11 protein-coding genes are annotated in these 18,138 nt (G+C 61.6%); 6 read left to right on the plus strand and 5 right to left on the minus strand.

All coding sequences use genetic code 11. The features are described from left to right. Window positions 1-236: 236 nt before the first annotated feature. The gene (gene smc / locus ACU680_RS14575; protein WP_448179806.1) at window positions 237-3,725 is read right to left on the minus strand and encodes a chromosome segregation protein SMC; all 3,489 of its coding nucleotides are present in this window, start codon (window positions 3,723-3,725) and stop codon (window positions 237-239) included. A gap of 2 nt (window positions 3,726-3,727) precedes the next feature. Beyond that, window positions 3,728-4,387, minus strand: a complete 660-nt coding sequence (locus ACU680_RS14580) for a GntR family transcriptional regulator (RefSeq protein WP_007961062.1) — start codon at window positions 4,385-4,387, stop codon at window positions 3,728-3,730. A gap of 268 nt (window positions 4,388-4,655) precedes the next feature. Between ACU680_RS14580 and xdhA the strand changes: the two genes are divergently transcribed. The 4 genes from xdhA to guaD all read left to right on the plus strand — a co-directional run bounded on the left by xdhA (window position 4,656) and on the right by guaD (window position 10,821). Beyond that, window positions 4,656-6,110: a xanthine dehydrogenase small subunit gene (xdhA, locus tag ACU680_RS14585; protein ID WP_448179807.1), complete on the plus strand. Its 1,455-nt coding sequence runs from the start codon at window positions 4,656-4,658 to the stop codon at window positions 6,108-6,110. Then, a complete protein-coding gene (gene xdhB, locus ACU680_RS14590) occupies window positions 6,103-8,502 on the plus strand; it encodes a xanthine dehydrogenase molybdopterin binding subunit (protein ID WP_448179808.1) in 2,400 nt (799 codons plus the stop codon). The genes xdhA and xdhB overlap by 8 nt, the downstream gene beginning before the upstream one ends. A 143-nt stretch (window positions 8,503-8,645) precedes the next feature. Then, window positions 8,646-9,503, plus strand: a complete 858-nt coding sequence (gene xdhC, locus ACU680_RS14595; protein WP_448179809.1) for a xanthine dehydrogenase accessory protein XdhC — start codon at window positions 8,646-8,648, stop codon at window positions 9,501-9,503. A gap of 13 nt (window positions 9,504-9,516) precedes the next feature. Beyond that, a complete protein-coding gene (gene guaD / locus ACU680_RS14600) occupies window positions 9,517-10,821 on the plus strand; it encodes a guanine deaminase (RefSeq protein ID WP_448179810.1) in 1,305 nt (434 codons plus the stop codon). Window positions 10,822-11,003: 182 nt separating this feature from the next. On the opposite strand, the gene ACU680_RS14605 is transcribed toward guaD, so the two are convergent. Beyond that, complete coding sequence (locus ACU680_RS14605) at window positions 11,004-11,768, minus strand: GntR family transcriptional regulator (protein WP_083366480.1); 765 nt, start codon at window positions 11,766-11,768, stop codon at window positions 11,004-11,006. A 410-nt stretch (window positions 11,769-12,178) separates the two neighbouring features. Between ACU680_RS14605 and ACU680_RS14610 the strand changes: the two genes are divergently transcribed. Beyond that, window positions 12,179-13,375, plus strand: coding sequence for a benzoate/H(+) symporter BenE family transporter (locus ACU680_RS14610; protein WP_448179811.1), 1,197 nt, complete (start codon window positions 12,179-12,181; stop codon window positions 13,373-13,375). Between the two features lie 37 nt (window positions 13,376-13,412). Here the strand turns inward: ACU680_RS14610 and ACU680_RS14615 are convergent, their stop codons facing one another. After that, on the minus strand, window positions 13,413-13,757 hold the full coding sequence (locus ACU680_RS14615; RefSeq protein ID WP_003223308.1) for a YggL family protein: 345 nt from the start codon (window positions 13,755-13,757) through the stop codon (window positions 13,413-13,415). A gap of 234 nt (window positions 13,758-13,991) precedes the next feature. On the opposite strand from ACU680_RS14615, the gene dacB reads away from it, so the two are divergent. Next, on the plus strand, window positions 13,992-15,452 hold the full coding sequence (dacB, locus tag ACU680_RS14620) for a D-alanyl-D-alanine carboxypeptidase/D-alanyl-D-alanine endopeptidase (protein ID WP_448179812.1): 1,461 nt from the start codon (window positions 13,992-13,994) through the stop codon (window positions 15,450-15,452). 156 nt (window positions 15,453-15,608) lie between these two features. Here the strand turns inward: dacB and ACU680_RS14625 are convergent, their stop codons facing one another. After that, window positions 15,609-17,996: a sensor domain-containing diguanylate cyclase gene (locus ACU680_RS14625; RefSeq protein WP_448179813.1), complete on the minus strand. Its 2,388-nt coding sequence runs from the start codon at window positions 17,994-17,996 to the stop codon at window positions 15,609-15,611. Window positions 17,997-18,138 lie beyond the last annotated feature (142 nt).

Genomic DNA, 18,138 nt, shown 5'->3' on the forward strand with positions numbered 1-18,138 from the left:
ATGCTGAAAAATAAGGGGTTTACATTGTGCAAACCGCTTTAAAACGTGGCGCCAACTCTATGTTCTGACAGGCGTTTTGCCCACGTATACGAAAAATTGACATTAAACTAGCACGACCAAAGACAACTTTACACCGTCTGTCACATTGGCTTGCGCGAATATGTCGATTGGCCAGCAAGTCGAAGTCGGTAAAAAAGTCCTACAGACTACTCATACCCTTCCGACACCACGCTGACTCAGGCGTCCACCATCGCCATCGCCTCCTCGACATCCACTGCAACCAGTCGCGAACAACCCGGCTCGTGCATCGTCACCCCCATCAGTTGATCGGCCATTTCCATGGCGATCTTGTTGTGGGTGATATAGATGAACTGCACGGTCTGCGACATCTCTTTGACCAATCGGGCGTAGCGTCCAACGTTAGCGTCATCCAGTGGTGCGTCAACTTCATCGAGCATGCAGAACGGTGCCGGATTCAATTTGAAGATGGCAAAAACCAGTGCCAGTGCGGTCAGGGCTTTTTCCCCGCCGGAGAGCAAATGGATCGTGCTGTTCTTCTTTCCTGGCGGCCGCGCCATGATCGTCACCCCTGTATCGAGTAGATCTTCGCCCGTCAGTTCCAAATACGCGCTGCCACCACCGAAAACTTTCGGGAAAAGTGCCTGTAATCCGCTATTGATCTGATCAAAGGTATCTTTGAAGCGATTACGGGTTTCCTTGTCGATCTTGCGAATGACGTTTTCCAGAGTCTCCAGTGCTTCCACCAGATCGGCATCCTGCGCATCCAGATAACGTTTACGCTCGGATTGTTGCGTGTATTCGTCGATGGCCGCGAGGTTGATCGCGCCCAGACGCTGAATACGCGCATTGATCCGTTCGAGTTCTTCTTCGGCGGCGCGTTCACTGGCCTCAGGCGTCAAGGTCGCGAGCACGCCATTGAGATCGTAGCCGTCTTCGAGCAATTGATCCTGCAACGCCTTGCGCCGCACGGTCAGCGCTTGCCACTCCATGCGTTGCTGTTCGAGCTGGCCGCGGATCAGTTGCGATTGCTGCTCGGCCTGGGTCCGGCGTTTTTCCGCCTCGCGCAGTTCGCGGTCGGCGTCTTCCAGCGCGATCTGCGCGGTCTTCAGCTCTTCGTCGACGGTCATGCGTTTGTCGAGCAGTTCTTCGAGTTTCAGGCGCAGCTCTTCCAGCGGTGCCTCGCCCTCCTCCAGATTCAGACTCAACTGTTCGCGTTTTTCGGTCAGGCGCTCGGCCTGCATCTCCAGACGCTCCAGCGCCTGACGCGTGGAATCGTGCTGCGCGCGCAACGAGCCGAGACGCACCGCCAGTTGATGGGCGTGATCCTTGTGCTGACGGGCTTCCTGACGCACGCGATCGAGGCGTTCGCGCAGGCTGTCACGCTGAGCCAGCAGCAATTCGCGCTGCTCGGTGTCCAGCGCCATGGCGTCGAGCGCTTCCTGCAATTGCATGCGCGCTTCGCCGACCTGCTCGTGCTCCAGCTCGCGCTGCTCGCCGAGTTCGATCAGCTCCTCATCGAGGCGGGTGCGGCGCAGCGTCAATTGTTCGGCCTTGGCTTTACCGGCGGACAACTGGGCTTTCAATTCACCTTGGGAGCGGGCTTCGTCCTGCAGCAAACGGCGCAAGTGTTCGCGGCCGTTTTCCTGCTGCCGCTGTTGCGCCCGCAGGGTTTGCAGACGGGTTTCCATGGCTTCGACCGTGGCTTCGCGCTCTTCGCGTTCGGCCTGCAGCGTCTCGATTTCCTGGCCCCGGGCGAGCATGCCGCTCTCGGCTTCACTGGCGCGACGCACCCGCAGGAAGTGTCGGCCAACCCAGTAACCGTCGCGACTGATCAGGCTCTGCCCGGCACTCAACTGGCCGCGCAGGGCCAAGGCCTGCTCAAGGCTGTCGACCGGCTTGACCTGGCCGAGCCATGGCGACAGATCGATCTGCGCCTCGACTTTATCCAGCAGACTGCCCGCTACCCGCACGCCATCGTCGGCGGGGCTGAGCAGGCGCAGATCACCTTGGGTGAACCCGGACAGATCGAAACCGCTGAAATCATCCACCAGCACCGCTTGCAGGTCGGCGCCGAGCACGGTTTCCACCGCCAGCTCCCAACCCGCCTCGACCTTCAGGCCTTCGGCCAGACGCGGCCGTTCGGCGAGGTTGTGTTCCTTCAGCCATTCGGCGGTGCCGGTGCCCGGGTCGAGCGCGGCTTGCTGCAAGGCTTCCAGCGACGCCAGTCGCCCGTTGAGGCGCTGCAAATCGCCCTGCGCCTGTTGCTGCGCGGTCAGTGCCTGCTGCAGTTCCTGACGCAGTTGCTCCAGTTTTTCGACCTGCGCTTCTTCGCTGGTCTGCAAATCTTCGAGGGTCGCTTCGGACTCGGCGAGCTGCTCGTTGAGCGCCATGATCGCCGCGTCTTCCGGGTCGGCGGAAAGCAGATCGCGCTCCTCGGCCAGACGCTTTTGCCGATCGGCCAGACGCTCCATGCTGGTTTCCAACTGCTGGATCCGCGACTGCTGTACTTCGGCCTGGCGCCGCGGTTCGGCGGCGGTCAGATTGAAGGTGTCCCATTGCTCCTGCCAGCCGTGCATGACGCTTTCGGAATCCTCCAGCGCAGCGGCGGCTTCTTCGGCGGCGGCGCTGGTGACTTCCTGCTCGGGGGTGAGCATGTCCAGCTCTTCGCCGAGGGTCAGCAGCAGCGTGCGGTCGTGGCCCAGGTGCGATTCGGTTTCCAGGCGCGCGCGTTCGGCTTCTTTCAGATCGTCCTGCAACTGGCGCAGGCGTTGCTGGCCGTGCTGGATGCTCTGCTCGACCCGGGCGATGTCGCCGCCGACCGAATAGAAGCGCCCCTGCACCAGATTGAAGCGTTCGGACAGTTCATGGTGCCCGTCGCGCAGGCGCTCGATAGCCGCATCGGCATTGCGCTGCTCGGCGACCAGTGCTTCGAAACTGACTTCCTGGTTGCCGATGATCGACTCACGCTGGCCGACCTGATCGTTCAGATCCTGCCAGCGCAGGGCCGACAGTTGCGCCTTGAGCTGACGCTCTTCGGATTTGTATTCCTGGTACTTCTTGGCGGACTCGGCCTGACGGTGCAGTCGTTCGAGCTGACGCTCCAGCTCTTCGCGCAGGTCGGTCAGACGCGCAAGGTTTTCGTGGGTGCGGCGGATGCGGTTTTCCGTTTCGCGCCGGCGCTCCTTGTATTTGGAGATGCCCGCCGCTTCTTCGATGAAGTTGCGCAGGTCTTCCGGTTTGGCTTCGATCAGCTTGGAGATCATCCCCTGCTCGATGATCGAGTAGCTGCGCGGGCCGAGGCCGGTGCCGAGGAAGATATCGGTGATGTCGCGACGGCGGCATTTGGCGCCGTTGAGGAAATAGCTGTTCTGGCTGTCGCGGGTGACCTTGCGGCGGATGGATATCTCCGCGTAAGCCGCGTACTCGCCGACCAGCGTGCCGTCGGAGTTGTCGAACACCAGTTCGATGCTCGCCTGGCTCACCGGTTTGCGGCTGGTCGAGCCATTGAAGATGACGTCGGTCATCGACTCGCCACGCAGGTTCTTCGCCGAACTTTCGCCCATCACCCAGCGTACGGCGTCGATGATATTCGACTTGCCGCAACCGTTCGGCCCGACGACCGCCGCCATGTTACTGGGAAAGTTCACCGTGGTCGGGTCGACGAAGGACTTGAACCCCGCCAGTTTGATGCACTTCAGCCGCACGCTCAGGCAACCGTCAGGGCGGAGACCACCAGATCGCAGCTGCGCTGGGCGTAAGCCGTCAGCACGATGCGGATCTGCGGCAAATCACGGGCGAGCACAGCGGCCAGCAGGCGCTCGAACAGTTCGAGGAACTCGCTCATTTCGGCCTTGCGCTGTTCGAGGGCGAGGAAATACGCACGGCTCATGGCCGGCTGCAGGTTCTCGACGGTCTCTTGCAGGTACGGGTTGTTGGCGAACGGGTACGCGGCGCGCATCACGGCGAAGCTGTCGTCGACGAAGGTGCGGATGTCCTGACGCTCATAGCTGGCGGTCAGGCGCTGCTGGATCTGCACGAACGGCGCCATGTCGGCCTGGGTCTGCCAGCCATTGGCGACCGCGTTGCCGAGCAGGATGTACAGCTCGCTCATCAGCGTGCACAGGCTCTGCACCTTGTGCGCGGTGAGTTCGGTGACATGGGCGCCCCGTCGCGGCAGGATCGCGATCAGGTGGCGGCGTTCGAGGATCAGCAGGGCTTCGCGGACCGATCCGCGGCTGACATTGAGGGCCAGCGTGACCTTCTGTTCCTGGATGCGCTCTCCCGGCTTCATTTCGCCACGAATGATGCGTTCGGCGAGGTGGTGAGCGATTTGCTCGGCGAGGCTGTCCGGCGCCTTGAACGTCATGGTTGTCCTTCAAACTCTTCGATCTGCACAAGCGGCGCAGTGTAGCGCAAATGCACGGTCATGGCGGAGTGCCCGCAGCGCGGTTTTTGGCACGATTCAAGCAAAAAAAGCAGTGGATCCGCTCAGGGTCAATACTCAATAGAGCACGCGTTAATCGACAAAACCGCTTTTCCTGACCTTTAAGTCAGAAAACCATTGACCGAAAAGTCAGACCTGCTAAATTCGGCTCAAGTCGGTTAACAACAATAATGAGTCTGCGAGGCCTTCCGTGATCCAGTTTTTACTTAACCAGGAACTCCGTAGCGAGCACGCCCTGGACCCGAATCTGACCGTGCTCAATTACCTGCGCGAACACGTGGGCAAGTCCGGCACCAAAGAAGGTTGCGCCAGCGGCGACTGTGGCGCCTGCACCGTGGTGGTCGGCGAGTTGCAAACGGATGACAACGGCCGCGAACACATTCGCTATCGCAGCCTCAATTCGTGCCTGACCTTTGTGTCGTCGCTGCACGGCAAACAACTGATCAGCGTCGAGGACCTCAAGCACCAAGGCGAATTGCACAGCGTGCAGAAGGCCATGGTCGAGTGCCACGGCTCGCAATGCGGTTTCTGCACCCCCGGTTTCGTCATGTCGCTGTTCGCCCTGCAAAAGAACAGCGATGCACCGGATCACGCCAAGGCGCACGAAGCGCTGGCCGGCAACCTCTGCCGCTGCACCGGTTACCGGCCGATCCTCGCCGCCGCCGAGCAATCCTGCTGCGGCAAGCAACCCGATCAGTTCGATGCCCGCGAAGCCGAGACCATCGCCCGCCTCAAAGCCATCGCCCCGACCGATATCGGCGAACTCAACAGCGGCGACAAGCGCTGCCTGGTGCCGCTGACCGTCGCCGATCTGGCCGACCTTTACGACGCTTACCCACAAGCGCGGCTGCTGGCCGGCGGCACCGATCTGGCGCTGGAAGTCACCCAGTTCCACCGCACCCTGCCGGTGATGATCTACGTCGGCAACGTCGCCGAGATGAAGCGCATCGAAAGCTTCGACGACCGTATCGAAATCGGTGCCGCCACCGCCCTCTCCGACTGCTACGAAGCGCTGACTGCAGAGTACCCGGACTTCGGCGAACTGCTGCACCGCTTCGCCTCGCTGCAGATCCGCAACCAGGGCACCCTCGGCGGCAACATCGGCAACGCCTCGCCGATCGGTGATTCGCCACCGTTGCTGATCGCCCTCGGCGCGCAGGTCGTACTGTGCAAGGGCGAAACTCGGCGCACGCTGAACCTGGAAGATTATTTCATTGACTACAAGGTCACCGCCCGTCAGGAAAGCGAGTTCATCGAGAAGATCATCGTCCCCCGCGCCACCGCCGAACAGCGTTTCCGCGCCTACAAGGTCTCCAAGCGTCTGGACGATGACATCTCTGCCGTCTGCGCCGCCTTCAATCTGCGCGTGGAAAACGGCGTGATCAGCGACGCGCGCATGGCATTCGGCGGCATGGCCGCGATCCCGAAACGCGCCGCCCACTGCGAAGCCGTGCTGCTCGGCCAACCGTTCAACAGCGCCGTGGTCGAACGCGCCTGCGCAGCACTGGCCGAAGACTTCACGCCGCTCTCGGACTTCCGCGCCAGCAAGGAATATCGCCTGCTCAGTGCGCAGAACCTGCTGCGCAAATACTTCATCGAACTGCAAACACCGCACATCGAGACTCGGGTGACCGCTTATGTCTAACCATCACGCCGTAGAGAAGACTCAAGCTGAACTGGCGGAACTGTTCGCCAGGGACCTGACCACCGGCGTCGGCCGCAGCGTCAAGCACGACAGCGCCGCCAAGCATGTGTCCGGTGAAGCGCAGTACATCGATGATCGCCTGGAATTCCCCAATCAGTTGCACGTTTACGCACGGCTGTCGGACCGCGCCCACGCGAAAATCATCAGCATCGACACCAAGCCCTGCTACGCCTTCGAAGGCGTGCGCATTGCGATCACCCACGAAGACGTGCCGGGCCTGAAAGACATCGGCCCGCTGCTGCCGGGCGATCCGCTGCTGGCCATCGACGACGTGCAATTCGTCGGGCAACCGGTACTCGCCGTGGCCGCCAAGGACTTGGAAACCGCGCGCAAGGCCGCCATGGCCGCGATCATCGAATACGAAGATCTGGAACCGGTGCTCGACGTCGTCGAAGCCCTGCGCAAACGCCACTTCGTGCTCGACAGCCACACCCACCAACGTGGCGATTCGGCCTCGGCGTTGGCGACCGCTGAACACCGCATTCAAGGCACGCTGCACATCGGCGGCCAGGAACACTTCTATCTGGAGACGCAGATCTCCTCGGTGATGCCCACCGAAGACGGCGGCATGATCGTCTATTGCTCGACGCAGAACCCCACCGAAGTACAGAAACTGGTGGCCGAAGTGCTCGACGTGTCGATGAACAAGATCGTCGTCGACATGCGCCGCATGGGTGGTGGTTTCGGCGGTAAGGAAACCCAGGCCGCCAGCCCGGCGTGCCTGTGCGCGGTGGTCGCGCACCTCACCGGTCAGCCGACCAAAATGCGTCTGCCACGGGTCGAAGACATGCTGATGACCGGCAAGCGCCACCCGTTCTATGTCGAATACGACGTCGGCTTCGACAGCAGCGGACGTCTGCACGGGATCGCCATGGACCTGGCCGGCAACTGCGGCTGTTCGCCGGACCTGTCGGCGTCGATCGTTGACCGGGCGATGTTTCACTCGGACAACTCGTACTACCTCGGTGACGCGACCATCAACGGTCACCGCTGCAAGACCAACACCGCGTCGAACACCGCTTACCGGGGTTTCGGCGGCCCGCAAGGAATGGTCGCCATCGAAGAAGTGATGGACGCGATTGCCCGCCACCTCAATCTCGATCCGCTGGCCGTGCGCAAGGCCAACTACTATGGCAAGACCGAGCGCAACGTCACTCACTACTACCAGACCGTCGAGCACAACATGCTCGAAGAGATGACCGCCGAACTGGAAGCAAGCAGCCAATACGCCGAACGCCGCGAAGCGATCCGTCGCTACAACGCCAACAGCCCGATCCTGAAAAAAGGCCTGGCGCTGACCCCGGTGAAATTCGGCATTTCCTTCACCGCCAGTTTCCTCAATCAGGCCGGCGCGCTGGTGCATGTCTACACCGACGGCAGCATCCACCTCAACCACGGCGGCACGGAAATGGGCCAGGGCCTCAACACCAAGGTCGCGCAAGTGGTGGCCGAAGTGTTCCAGGTGGAAATGGATCGGGTACAGATCACCGCGACCAACACCGACAAGGTGCCGAACACCTCGCCGACGGCGGCCTCCAGCGGCGCCGACCTCAACGGCAAGGCCGCGCAGAACGCTGCCGAGATCATCAAGCAGCGTCTGGTGGAATTCGCCGCGCGGCACTACAAGGTCAGCGAAGAAGACGTGGAATTCCACAACGGTCATGTGCGCGTGCGTGACCACATCATGACCTTCGAAGCGCTGATTCAACTGGCGTATTTCAATCAGGTCTCGCTGTCGAGCACCGGTTTCTACAAGACCCCGAAAATCTACTACGACCGCAGCCAGGCCCGGGGTCGGCCGTTCTATTACTTCGCCTTCGGCGCGGCGTGCTGCGAGGTGATCGTCGACACCCTCACCGGCGAGTACAAGATGCTGCGCACCGACATCCTCCACGACGTCGGCGCCTCGCTGAACCCGGCGATCGACATCGGTCAGGTCGAGGGTGGTTTCATTCAGGGCATGGGCTGGCTGACCATGGAAGAGCTGGTCTGGAACAACAAGGGCAAGCTGATGACCAACGGCCCGGCCAGCTACAAGATCCCGGCGGTGGCGGACATGCCGCTGGACCTGCGGGTGAAGCTGGTGGAAAACCGCAAGAACCCGGAAGACACGGTGTTCCATTCCAAGGCCGTGGGCGAGCCGCCGTTCATGCTCGGGATTGCGTCGTGGTGTGCGATCAAGGACGCGGTGGCCAGCCTTGGCGACTACAAGCATCAGCCGAAGATCGATGCACCGGCGACCCCGGAGCGGGTGTTGTGGGGGTGTGAGCAGATGCGTCAGCTGAAGACTGTGAAAGCGGTCGAAGCTGAAACCGAGTTGGCTCCGCTCTAGGACCGAGGTGCGGCTTATCGCTGGCAAGCCAGCTCCCACAGTGATCTGTGGTGATTTCAGGATTTGCGGTACACCACAAAACCTGTGGGAGCTGGCTTGCCAGCGATGAGGCCCGAACAGACAACGAAGATGTCGAGGTGAACATGTACAACTGGATCGACGCCCTCGCCGACCTGCAGAACCAGGGCGAACCCTGCGTTCTGGTGACGATCATCGAAGAACTCGGCTCGACCCCGCGCAATGCCGGCTCGAAAATGGTCGTCAGCGCGAAACAGACCTTCGACACCATCGGTGGCGGGCATCTGGAATACAAGGCCATGCAGATCGCCCGCGACATGCTCGCCAGCGGCAAGCAGGACACCCATCTGGAGCGCTTCAGCCTCGGCGCCAGCCTCGGCCAGTGCTGCGGTGGCGCCACGGTGTTGCTGTTCGAACCGATGGGCCAGGTGCAGGCGCAGATCGCCGTGTTCGGCGCCGGGCATGTCGGCCGCGCGCTGGTGCCGCTGCTCGCCAGCCTGCCGTGCCGAGTACGCTGGATCGATTCGCGGGAGGAGGAATTCCCCGAACAGATCCCCCACGGCGTGCGTAAAATCGTCGCCGAAGAGCCTGTGGATGAAATCGACGACTTGCCCGCCGGCAGCTACTGCATCGTCATGACCCACAATCATCAGCTCGACCTGGAACTCACTGCCGCGATCCTCAAGCGCAACGACTTCGCTTACTTCGGCCTGATCGGTTCGAAGACCAAACGGGCCAAGTTCGAACATCGCCTGCGTGATCGCGGTTTCGACAGCGGCGTCGTGCAACGCATGCGCTGCCCGATGGGCATTGGCGAAGTCAAAGGCAAACTGCCTGTGGAAATCGCCATCTCCATCGCCGGCGAAATCATCGCCACCTATAACGCCAATTTCGGCCAGCACAGCGCCAGCGCCGAACCGATTGCCAGACTGCTGCCGGTTTCCCGGCGCAGTCAGGCCGCCACACTCAAAGCCTCAAACTGATTAGAGAACCCTCATGCCTCTGACTCGCAAAGCCTACCGCGCCGCCATCCTGCACAGCATCGCCGACCCCGCCGAAGTCGGGATCGAAGCCTCCTACGAATATTTCGAAGATGGCCTGCTGGTGGTCGATGGCGGCAAGATCAGCGCCCTCGGCCACGCCAGCGAACTGCTGCCGACCCTGCCGGCGGACATCGAGATCACCCACTACCAGGACGCGCTGATCACCCCGGGCTTCATCGACACCCACATCCACCTGCCGCAAACCGGCATGGTCGGGGCCTACGGCGAGCAACTGCTGGACTGGCTCAACACCTACACCTTCCCGTGCGAAAGCCAGTTCGGTGACAAGGCCCACGCCGATGAAGTGGCGGATATTTTCATCAAGGAACTGCTGCGCAACGGCACCACCACCGCGCTGGTGTTCGGTAGCGTGCACCCGCAATCGGTGAATTCGTTCTTCGAGGCCGCCGAGAAGCTCGACCTGCGGATGATCGCCGGCAAGGTGATGATGGACCGCAACGCGCCGGACTATCTGACTGACACCGCCGAATCGAGCTACGTCGAGAGCAAGGCGCTGATCGAACGCTGGCACGGCAAGGGCCGCCTGCACTACGCGGTGACCCCGCGCTTCGCCCCGACCAGCACCCCGGAGCAGTTGACCCTCGCCGGCCAACTGCTGACCGAATACCCGGATCTGTACATGCAGACCCACATCAGCGAAAACCTCAAGGAAATCGAGTGGGTCAAGGAGCTGTTCCCGGAGCGCAAGGGCTATCTGGACGTTTACGATCACTACCAGTTGCTCGGCGAGCGCTCGGTGTTCGCCCACGGCGTGCACCTGTGCGATGACGAGTGCGCGCGTCTGGCGGAAACCGGCTCGGCGATCTCGTTCTGCCCGACCTCGAACTTCTTCCTCGGCAGCGGCCTGTTCAACCTGCCGATGGCCGAGAAGCACAAGCTCAACGTCGGTCTCGGCACTGACGTCGGCGGTGGCACCAGTTTCTCGCTGCTGCAAACCCTGAACGAAGCCTACAAAGTCATGCAGTTGCAGGGCGCGCGGTTGAGTCCGTTCAAGTCGCTGTACCTGGCGACCCTCGGCGGTGCGCGGGCGCTGCGTCTGGAAGACAGGATCGGCAACCTGCAACCGGGTTCCGATGCGGACTTCCTGGTGCTGGACTACAACGCCACGCCACTGCTCAGCTATCGTCTGAAACAGGCCAACAACATTGCCGAAACGTTGTTTGTGCTGATGACGCTGGGCGATGACCGCACGGTGCAGCAGACGTATGCGGCGGGGGCTTTGGTGCATCAGCGCTGAGTTTTTCCGAGGCATAAAAAAATCCCCCAGCGCTTTTCAGCCTGGGGGATTTTTGTTGCCTGTCAGATTGCTATCGCTGGCAAGCCAGCTCCCACAGGTTTCTCGGTGTATCGCAGATTCGGTGAACCCCACAAATCCCTGTGGGAGCTGGCTTGCCAGCGATTGGGGCAACTCGGTCTACTTTAGAGCTTGGCGCTTGGACGCCCAGGCTTCTTGGTCTGCAACAAATGCGAGAACACCGCATGCAGATCATCCGACGCACTTTCCTCATCGAGGTTGAGCTTGCTGTCGATGTGATCCATGTGATGCATCATCAGGTCCACGGCCAGTTCACCGTTGCGCGCTTCGATGGCGTCGATCAACTGGGTGTGTTCGTCGTAAGAGCAATGCGAGCGGTTGCCGCTTTCGTACTGGGCGATGATCAGCGAGGTCTGCGACACCAGGCTGCGCTGGAAGCTGATCAGTGGCGCGTTTTTCGCCGCTTCCGCCAGTTTCAGGTGGAATTCGCCCGACAGACGGATACCGGCACCGCGATCACCACGGGAGAAACTGTCGCGCTCGTCGTTGACCATCTGCCGCAGTTCGGCGATCTGCTCGGCGGTGGCGTGCTGCACGGCCAGTTCGGTGATCGCGCGCTCCACCAGACGCCGGGCCATGAACACCTGACGCGCTTCTTCAACGCTCGGGCTGGCGACCACGGCGCCACGGTTCGGTCGCAACAGCACCACGCCTTCATGGGCCAGACGCGACAGCGCACGGCGAATGATGGTGCGGCTGACCCCGAAGATTTCCCCCAGCGCTTCTTCGCTCAACTTGGTGCCGGGCGCCAGACGCTGTTCGAGGATCGCCTCGAAGATATGCGCGTAGACAATATCGTCCTGGGTTCCGCTGCGGCCGGCTTTGCCTGCTCGCGGTTGTTTCTTGAGGGGTTGCAACTGTTCGTTCATGGGCACTCGAGTCGGGAGAACTGCGGCGAATAGACCGTGACTGTAATACGGCACAGTAGGTCGCTGGCAAGTATCGCGTAAAAAACAGCGCGATTGTACACAATGGATGGTGGCAACACGACTGTATGGCTGTTTGTGACCACGGCTGTATTGCAACGATCCGTTACGATTGAGTTTAGGCTTAAACACCAAAACCGCCGCCGTACTCAACATTGTGGCGAGGGAGCTTGCTCCCGCTCGGCTGCGCAGCAGTCGTAAACCCAGGCGACGCAAGTGGATTGAAATACCGCGTCGCCCATATTGGGACAGCTTCGCTGCCCAGCGGGAGCAAGCTCCCTCGCCACAAACAACCGGGCACGCACACAGACCTGCTGGATTTACTGCTTTCCATAAGAAGGAACACCGCCGTCATGAACGACGCCACCTACACTCGCCTGCGCCCCCTCGCCGACACTTCGCCTTCGGCGATCGTCGCCGGTTTCATTGCGATGATGACCGGCTACACCAGTTCCCTGGTGCTGATGTTTCAGGCCGGGCAAGCGGCGGGCCTGAGCAGCGGGCAGATTTCTTCGTGGATCTGGGCGATCTCGATCGGCATGGCGGTGTGCTCGATCGGTCTGTCGCTGCGCTATCGCACGCCGATCACCATTGCCTGGTCGACACCCGGCGCGGCCCTGCTGATCACCAGTCTGGGCGGCGTCAGCTACGGCGAGGCCATCGGCGCCTACATCACCTGCGCAGTGCTGGTGACCATTTGCGGCCTGACCGGCAGCTTCGAACGCCTGGTGAAAAAAATCCCGGCGTCGCTGGCGGCGGCGTTGCTGGCGGGGATTCTGTTCAAGATCGGCAGCGAAATTTTCGTCGCCGCGCAGCATCGCACCGGGCTGGTGCTGGGGATGTTCTTCACTTACCTGCTGGTCAAACGCCTGTCACCGCGTTACGCGGTGCTTGCCGCGCTGCTGATCGGCACCGCGCTGTCGGGCTTCATGGGCCTGCTTGATTTCAGCGGTTTTCATCTGGAAGTGGCAACGCCGGTGTGGACCACGCCGCACTTCTCGCTGGCGGCGACCATCAGCATTGGCATCCCGCTGTTCGTGGTGGCGATGACCTCGCAGAACATGCCCGGCATCGCCGTGCTGCGCGCCGACGGCTACCACGTCCCGGCCTCGCCACTGATCACCACCACCGGCATCGCCTCGCTGTTGCTGGCGCCATTCGGCTCCCATGGCATCAACCTGGCAGCCATCAGCGCAGCGATCTGCACCGGGCCACACGCCCATGAGGATCGCAACAAGCGTTACACCGCCGCGGTCTGGTGCGGAATTTTCTACGGGATTGCCGGGGTGTTCGGCGCCACACTGGCGGCGTTGTTCGCGGCGCTTCCGAAGGAACTGGTGCTGTCGATTGCCGCACTGGCGCTGTTCGGCTCGATCATCAATGGGCTGAGCATTGCCATGACCGAGGTGAAGGAGCGTGAGGCGGCGTTGATTACTTTTATGGTCACGGCGTCGGGGTTGACGCTGTTTTCCATTGGTTCGGCGTTCTGGGGGATTGTGGCGGGGGTTCTGACGCTACTGATTTTGAATTGGCGTAAAGCCCAGGCATAAAAAAACGGCGACCCTCAGGTCGCCGTTTTTTTCAGTATCACTTGGCCGCGTTGATCGGCTTTTCCGGATACCAGACGTCCAGCAGCGGGCTGACGGTCATGCCGGTCAGTTCGCTACGGTTTTTCAGCCAGGCTTCAACGGCAGCGCGCTGCTCTTCGTTGACCGAGCCACGCTTCTGCAGGCAAACCAGACCGAAGTCATCGCCGCCAACATAACCCAGACCGTTGGCTTCCATGGCTTCTTTGATGAATGCTTCGAGGAAAGCGTCAATGGCTTCTTCGGACAAGTCTTCTTTGAAGTCCAGGTTCAGTTCGAAACCCAGCTCTTGGAATTCATCAACGCACAGTTTTTTGCGCAGACGCTGGGAACGGTTAGTCGCCATTGGAACAATCCTCTTAAGTAATAACGGCCGGCACTTTACCAGTTTAAGCGGTCAATTGCCCGACTCTCTGGGCGCGATGGCGACCGCCCGTAAAAAAAATAACCAAATGGCCGCCCCGGGCAAGGCACAAGCTGTTACACCTTGGGGCATAATGCCGACACTTTCATGACCACTGAGGGCTTTTTCATCCATGCCTTCGTTATTTTCCCCCTCTTGTGCAGGGTTTTATTTCAGATGATCAAATCGTTGCGTCCACTGTTTCTCGCCGGCCTTCTTCTGCCTCTGGCCCTGCCGGTTTCTGCGGCCACTATCAATACCGCCCTCACCCCTAACGTCGAAAAAGCCCTCAAGGCCAGCAAGCTGCAGCCGACTGCGCTGTCGCTGGTGATGATTCCGCTCGACGGCCCGGGTAACCCGACCGTGTACAACGCCGACGTCTCGGTCAACCCGGCCTCGACTATGAAACTGGTCACCACCTACGCCTCGCTGGAAATGCTCGGCCCCAACCATCAGTGGAAAACCGAGTTCTACACCGACGGCGATCTGAGTGGCGGCATCCTCAACGGCAACCTGTACCTCAAGGGTGGCGGCGATCCGAAGCTGAACATGGAGAAACTCTGGCTGCTGATGCGCGACCTGCGCGCCAACGGCGTGACCCAGGTCACCGGCGACCTGATTCTCGACCGCAGCTTCTTCATCCAGCCGCAACTGCCCGAGTTCAACGACGACGGCAATGACGAGAACAAGCCGTTCCTGGTCAAACCCGACTCGCTGCTGGTCAACCTCAAGGCCCTGCGCTTCGTCGCGCGCAATGACGGTGGCCGGGTGCTGATCTCGGTGGAGCCGCCGATTGCCAGCGTGCGCATCGAAAACACGGTCAAGGCGCTCAACTCCAAACAGTGCACCGGTGGCGTGCGCTACAACCCGGTGACCCAGGCGGATGGCAGCGTGACCGTGACCGTCGCCGGTCAGTTGGGCGATGGCTGCAGCTCGCAGACTTATCTGTCGCTGCTCGACCACGCGACCTACACCGCCGGCGCCGTGCGCGCGATTTGGAAAGAACTGGGCGGCAGCATCCAGGGCAAGGATCGCCTCGCCGCGACCCCGAGCAGCGCCAAGCTGCTGGCCCGCGCCTACTCGCCGGATCTGGCGGAAATCATCCGCGACATCAACAAATACAGTAACAACACCATGGCCCAGCAGCTGTTCCTGAGCCTTGGCCAGAAGTACCGCAACGAAGCCGACGGTGACGACGCCAAGGCCGCACAACGCGTAGTCCGCCAGTGGCTGGCGAAGAAAGGCATCACCGCGCCGCACCTGGTGATGGAGAACGGCTCCGGGCTGTCCCGCGCCGAACGCGTCAGCGCCCGCGAGATGGCCAACATGCTGCAAGCCGCCTGGCACAGCCCGTACGCCGCCGAATACATCAGTTCGCTGCCGATTGCCGGCACCGACGGCACCATGCGCAAACGCCTGAAGACCACCGCGATGCGCGGCGAAGCCCACGTCAAGACCGGCACCCTGAACACCGTGCGCGCGATCGCCGGCTTCAGCCGCGACGTCAACGGCAACACCTGGGCGGTGGTGGCGATCCTCAACGACAAGGCCCCGTTCGGTGCGTCGTCGGTGCTGGATCAGGTGCTGCTGGATCTGTACAAGCAGCCGCGCCTGCCGCAGACCGCTTCAGCGCTGTAAGCCACCCTTAAACCTGTGGAAGCAACTCTCTGTGGCGAGGGAGCTTGCTCCCGCTGGGCTGCGCAGCGGCCCCAATGATTTTGTGAGCGCTACGCACTCAAGCGGGAGCAAGCTCCCTCGCCACAAGGGCTCACGCGGCTCACTTGTCAGATCTGATCAGCTCATCTGCTCCACCCGATCACGCCCGCCCTGCTTCGCCGCATACACCCCCGAATCCGCCCGCAGCAGCAGCGCATCCGCGCCCTCCCCCGGGCGCCAGCTGGCGATGCCGAAACTGGCCGTCACCACCCCGACCACATCCACCGGCGCACTGCGCAGGCCTTGCCACAACTCCACCGCCAGGATGTACGCGTGCTCGCCGTCGATGTCCGGGCACAGCACCATGAACTCTTCGCCGCCCAGACGACAGAACACATCGGTACGCCGCAAACGATGGCCGATGCGCTCGCACACCGCCTGCAGCACCCGGTCGCCCACGGCATGGCCGTACTGATCGTTGATCCGCTTGAAGTGGTCGATATCGAGCATGATCACTGACAGCTCGCCGCCGCCGCGCTCGACCCGGGCCATTTCGGTGGTCAGGCGTTCCTGGAAGTAGCGGCGGTTGTGGATGCCGGTCAGCGAGTCAGTCACCGACAGCGCCCGCAGCTCCTCTTCCACCCGCTTCAGATCGGAAATGTCCGAGATGTAGCCGTGCCACAGCACGCCGCCGCCCGGCAGCTCTTCGGGCGTCGCCTCGCCGCGCACCCAGCGCAGGCCACGCTCGGGCAACTGCACTCGGTACTCCTCGCGCCATGGGCTGAGATTGTCCGCCGAGGCGCGGATCGAGCTGCGCACTCGCGAGACGTCTTGTGGATGGATACGGGTGAAAATCGCCTCGGCATTGAGCAGCAGCACGTCCGGCTCCAGCTCGTAGATCTCGCGGATACCGTCGCTGGCGTAGATCACGCTGAAGCGCCCGTCGAATTCCATCTTGAATTGGTAAATGCCACCGGGCACGTGAGCGCTGAGTTTCTTGAGCAACACATCCCGCGCCGCCAGCGCTTCGTGCACGCGCTTGCGCTCGGTGATGTCGATGCAGATCGCCAGATGCCCGACCCACAAACCCTGCTCATCGAGCACCGGGGTGGCAAGCATGTTTACCGGCAGATGACTGCCGTCGCTGCGCACCAGCGTCCACTCGCGTGCTTCGTGACCACCGACCTCGCCGCCCTCCACCAGCATCGCGTGGCAGGTCGGAATGCTCTTGCCGTAACGCGCGCTCAACTCCGCCGAACGCGCGGCCAGTTCTCGCGGCAGATGCAGGTTTTCCAGGGTCATGTGGCCGACCACATCGGCGCTGCTGTAACCAAGCATCTGTTCGGCGCCGGGGTTGAAGGTGTTGATCACCCCGCGCAGGTCGGTGGCAATGATTGCCACTTGGGTCGCGGCATTCAGCACGCCCCGCAATTGGCCGTGGGTGCCGCGCAATTCCTGCTCGCGGGCGTGCAGTTCCTGGGTGCGCAGTTCGACCATGCGCAAGGCGCGCTGGCGTTGACTGACCAGCACGTAAAGCAGTGCGCTGAGCAACAGGCTCAGCAGCGCACCCAGCACCACCAGGCTGCTGATCGACGAATGGTTGGCCTGCAGAAACGCTTCGCTGGGCTGAATGTCCACTTGATAGTCATGGTCGGCCATGCGCAACAACTGCGTAGCCGACAGATCACTGGCCCCCGCTTTGTTGGCCGACTCGTAAAGCACTTCATGCTGATCGTCGGTGGACAGGTCGAGAATGCGTACGTTGAGGAAATCCTGGTGCTCCTCCGGCAGTCCATCGGCCAGCAACTGCTGCATGCTGATCACTGCCATCACATAGCCTTGCGGCGGCCCTTTCGGTGCCTTTTCACGGGTGACGGGCGCCAGCAGCAAGACGCCCCGGGCATACGCCGGATCAATCCCCACCAGATGCAATGGCTGCGACACCACCATGTGCCCGCTGCGGTCGGCGCGCTCCAGCGTCGCCCGGCGCAGCGGTTGCGCCAGCAAGTCGTAACCCAGCGGCGCGGGCAAGCGGCTGAGGCTCTGGGTGTAGATCACCGGTACGTATTCGGGGCGATCAGCGGCGGTCTGCAACTGGTCGTCAGCGTTCAGTTCACGAAAGGTGAAGGTGCTGAAACCTTCGTTACGCACGGCCTGTTCGACCGCCGGGCGTTCGGCACGGCTGGCCCGCGGCGCATAGGAATAGGCCTGGGTGCGTAATAGAAGCGGTTTGGCATAGCCGTCGAATTCGCTGCGCGAGACCGAATCGGAGTTGGCGAAGAAACGGCGCAGGCCGTCGAGACGCTGTTCCTGATCCTGGAAACGTTCTTCGATGCGGCTGTAACGCTCATTGGCCAGCAGCTGGAAGCGTTGGCGCAGTTGATGGTGAAACTGATTGAGGGTGGCCCAGGCGAGCAGCCCCGTGAGAATCCCGCCGGCGAGCAATACCAGCAGCGCGACCAGCCAGGCCGAGACGTCTTCGCTGATAAAACCCAGAATCTTTGGGCGCACGGGGTGCAACGACATAGGGGCAACTCACGACGCCATTGTTTCGGGGGGAAACCCCATTGGCCATGAGTTGAGTTATAGCTATTAGCCATTAATTTGGCTAGCGCTGATCGGATCCAAGAGCCTTTAAAAATCAAGGCTCTGTGGATCCAACCCGCTC

The sequence above is a fragment of the Pseudomonas sp. LF020 genome (genome assembly GCF_053456425.1).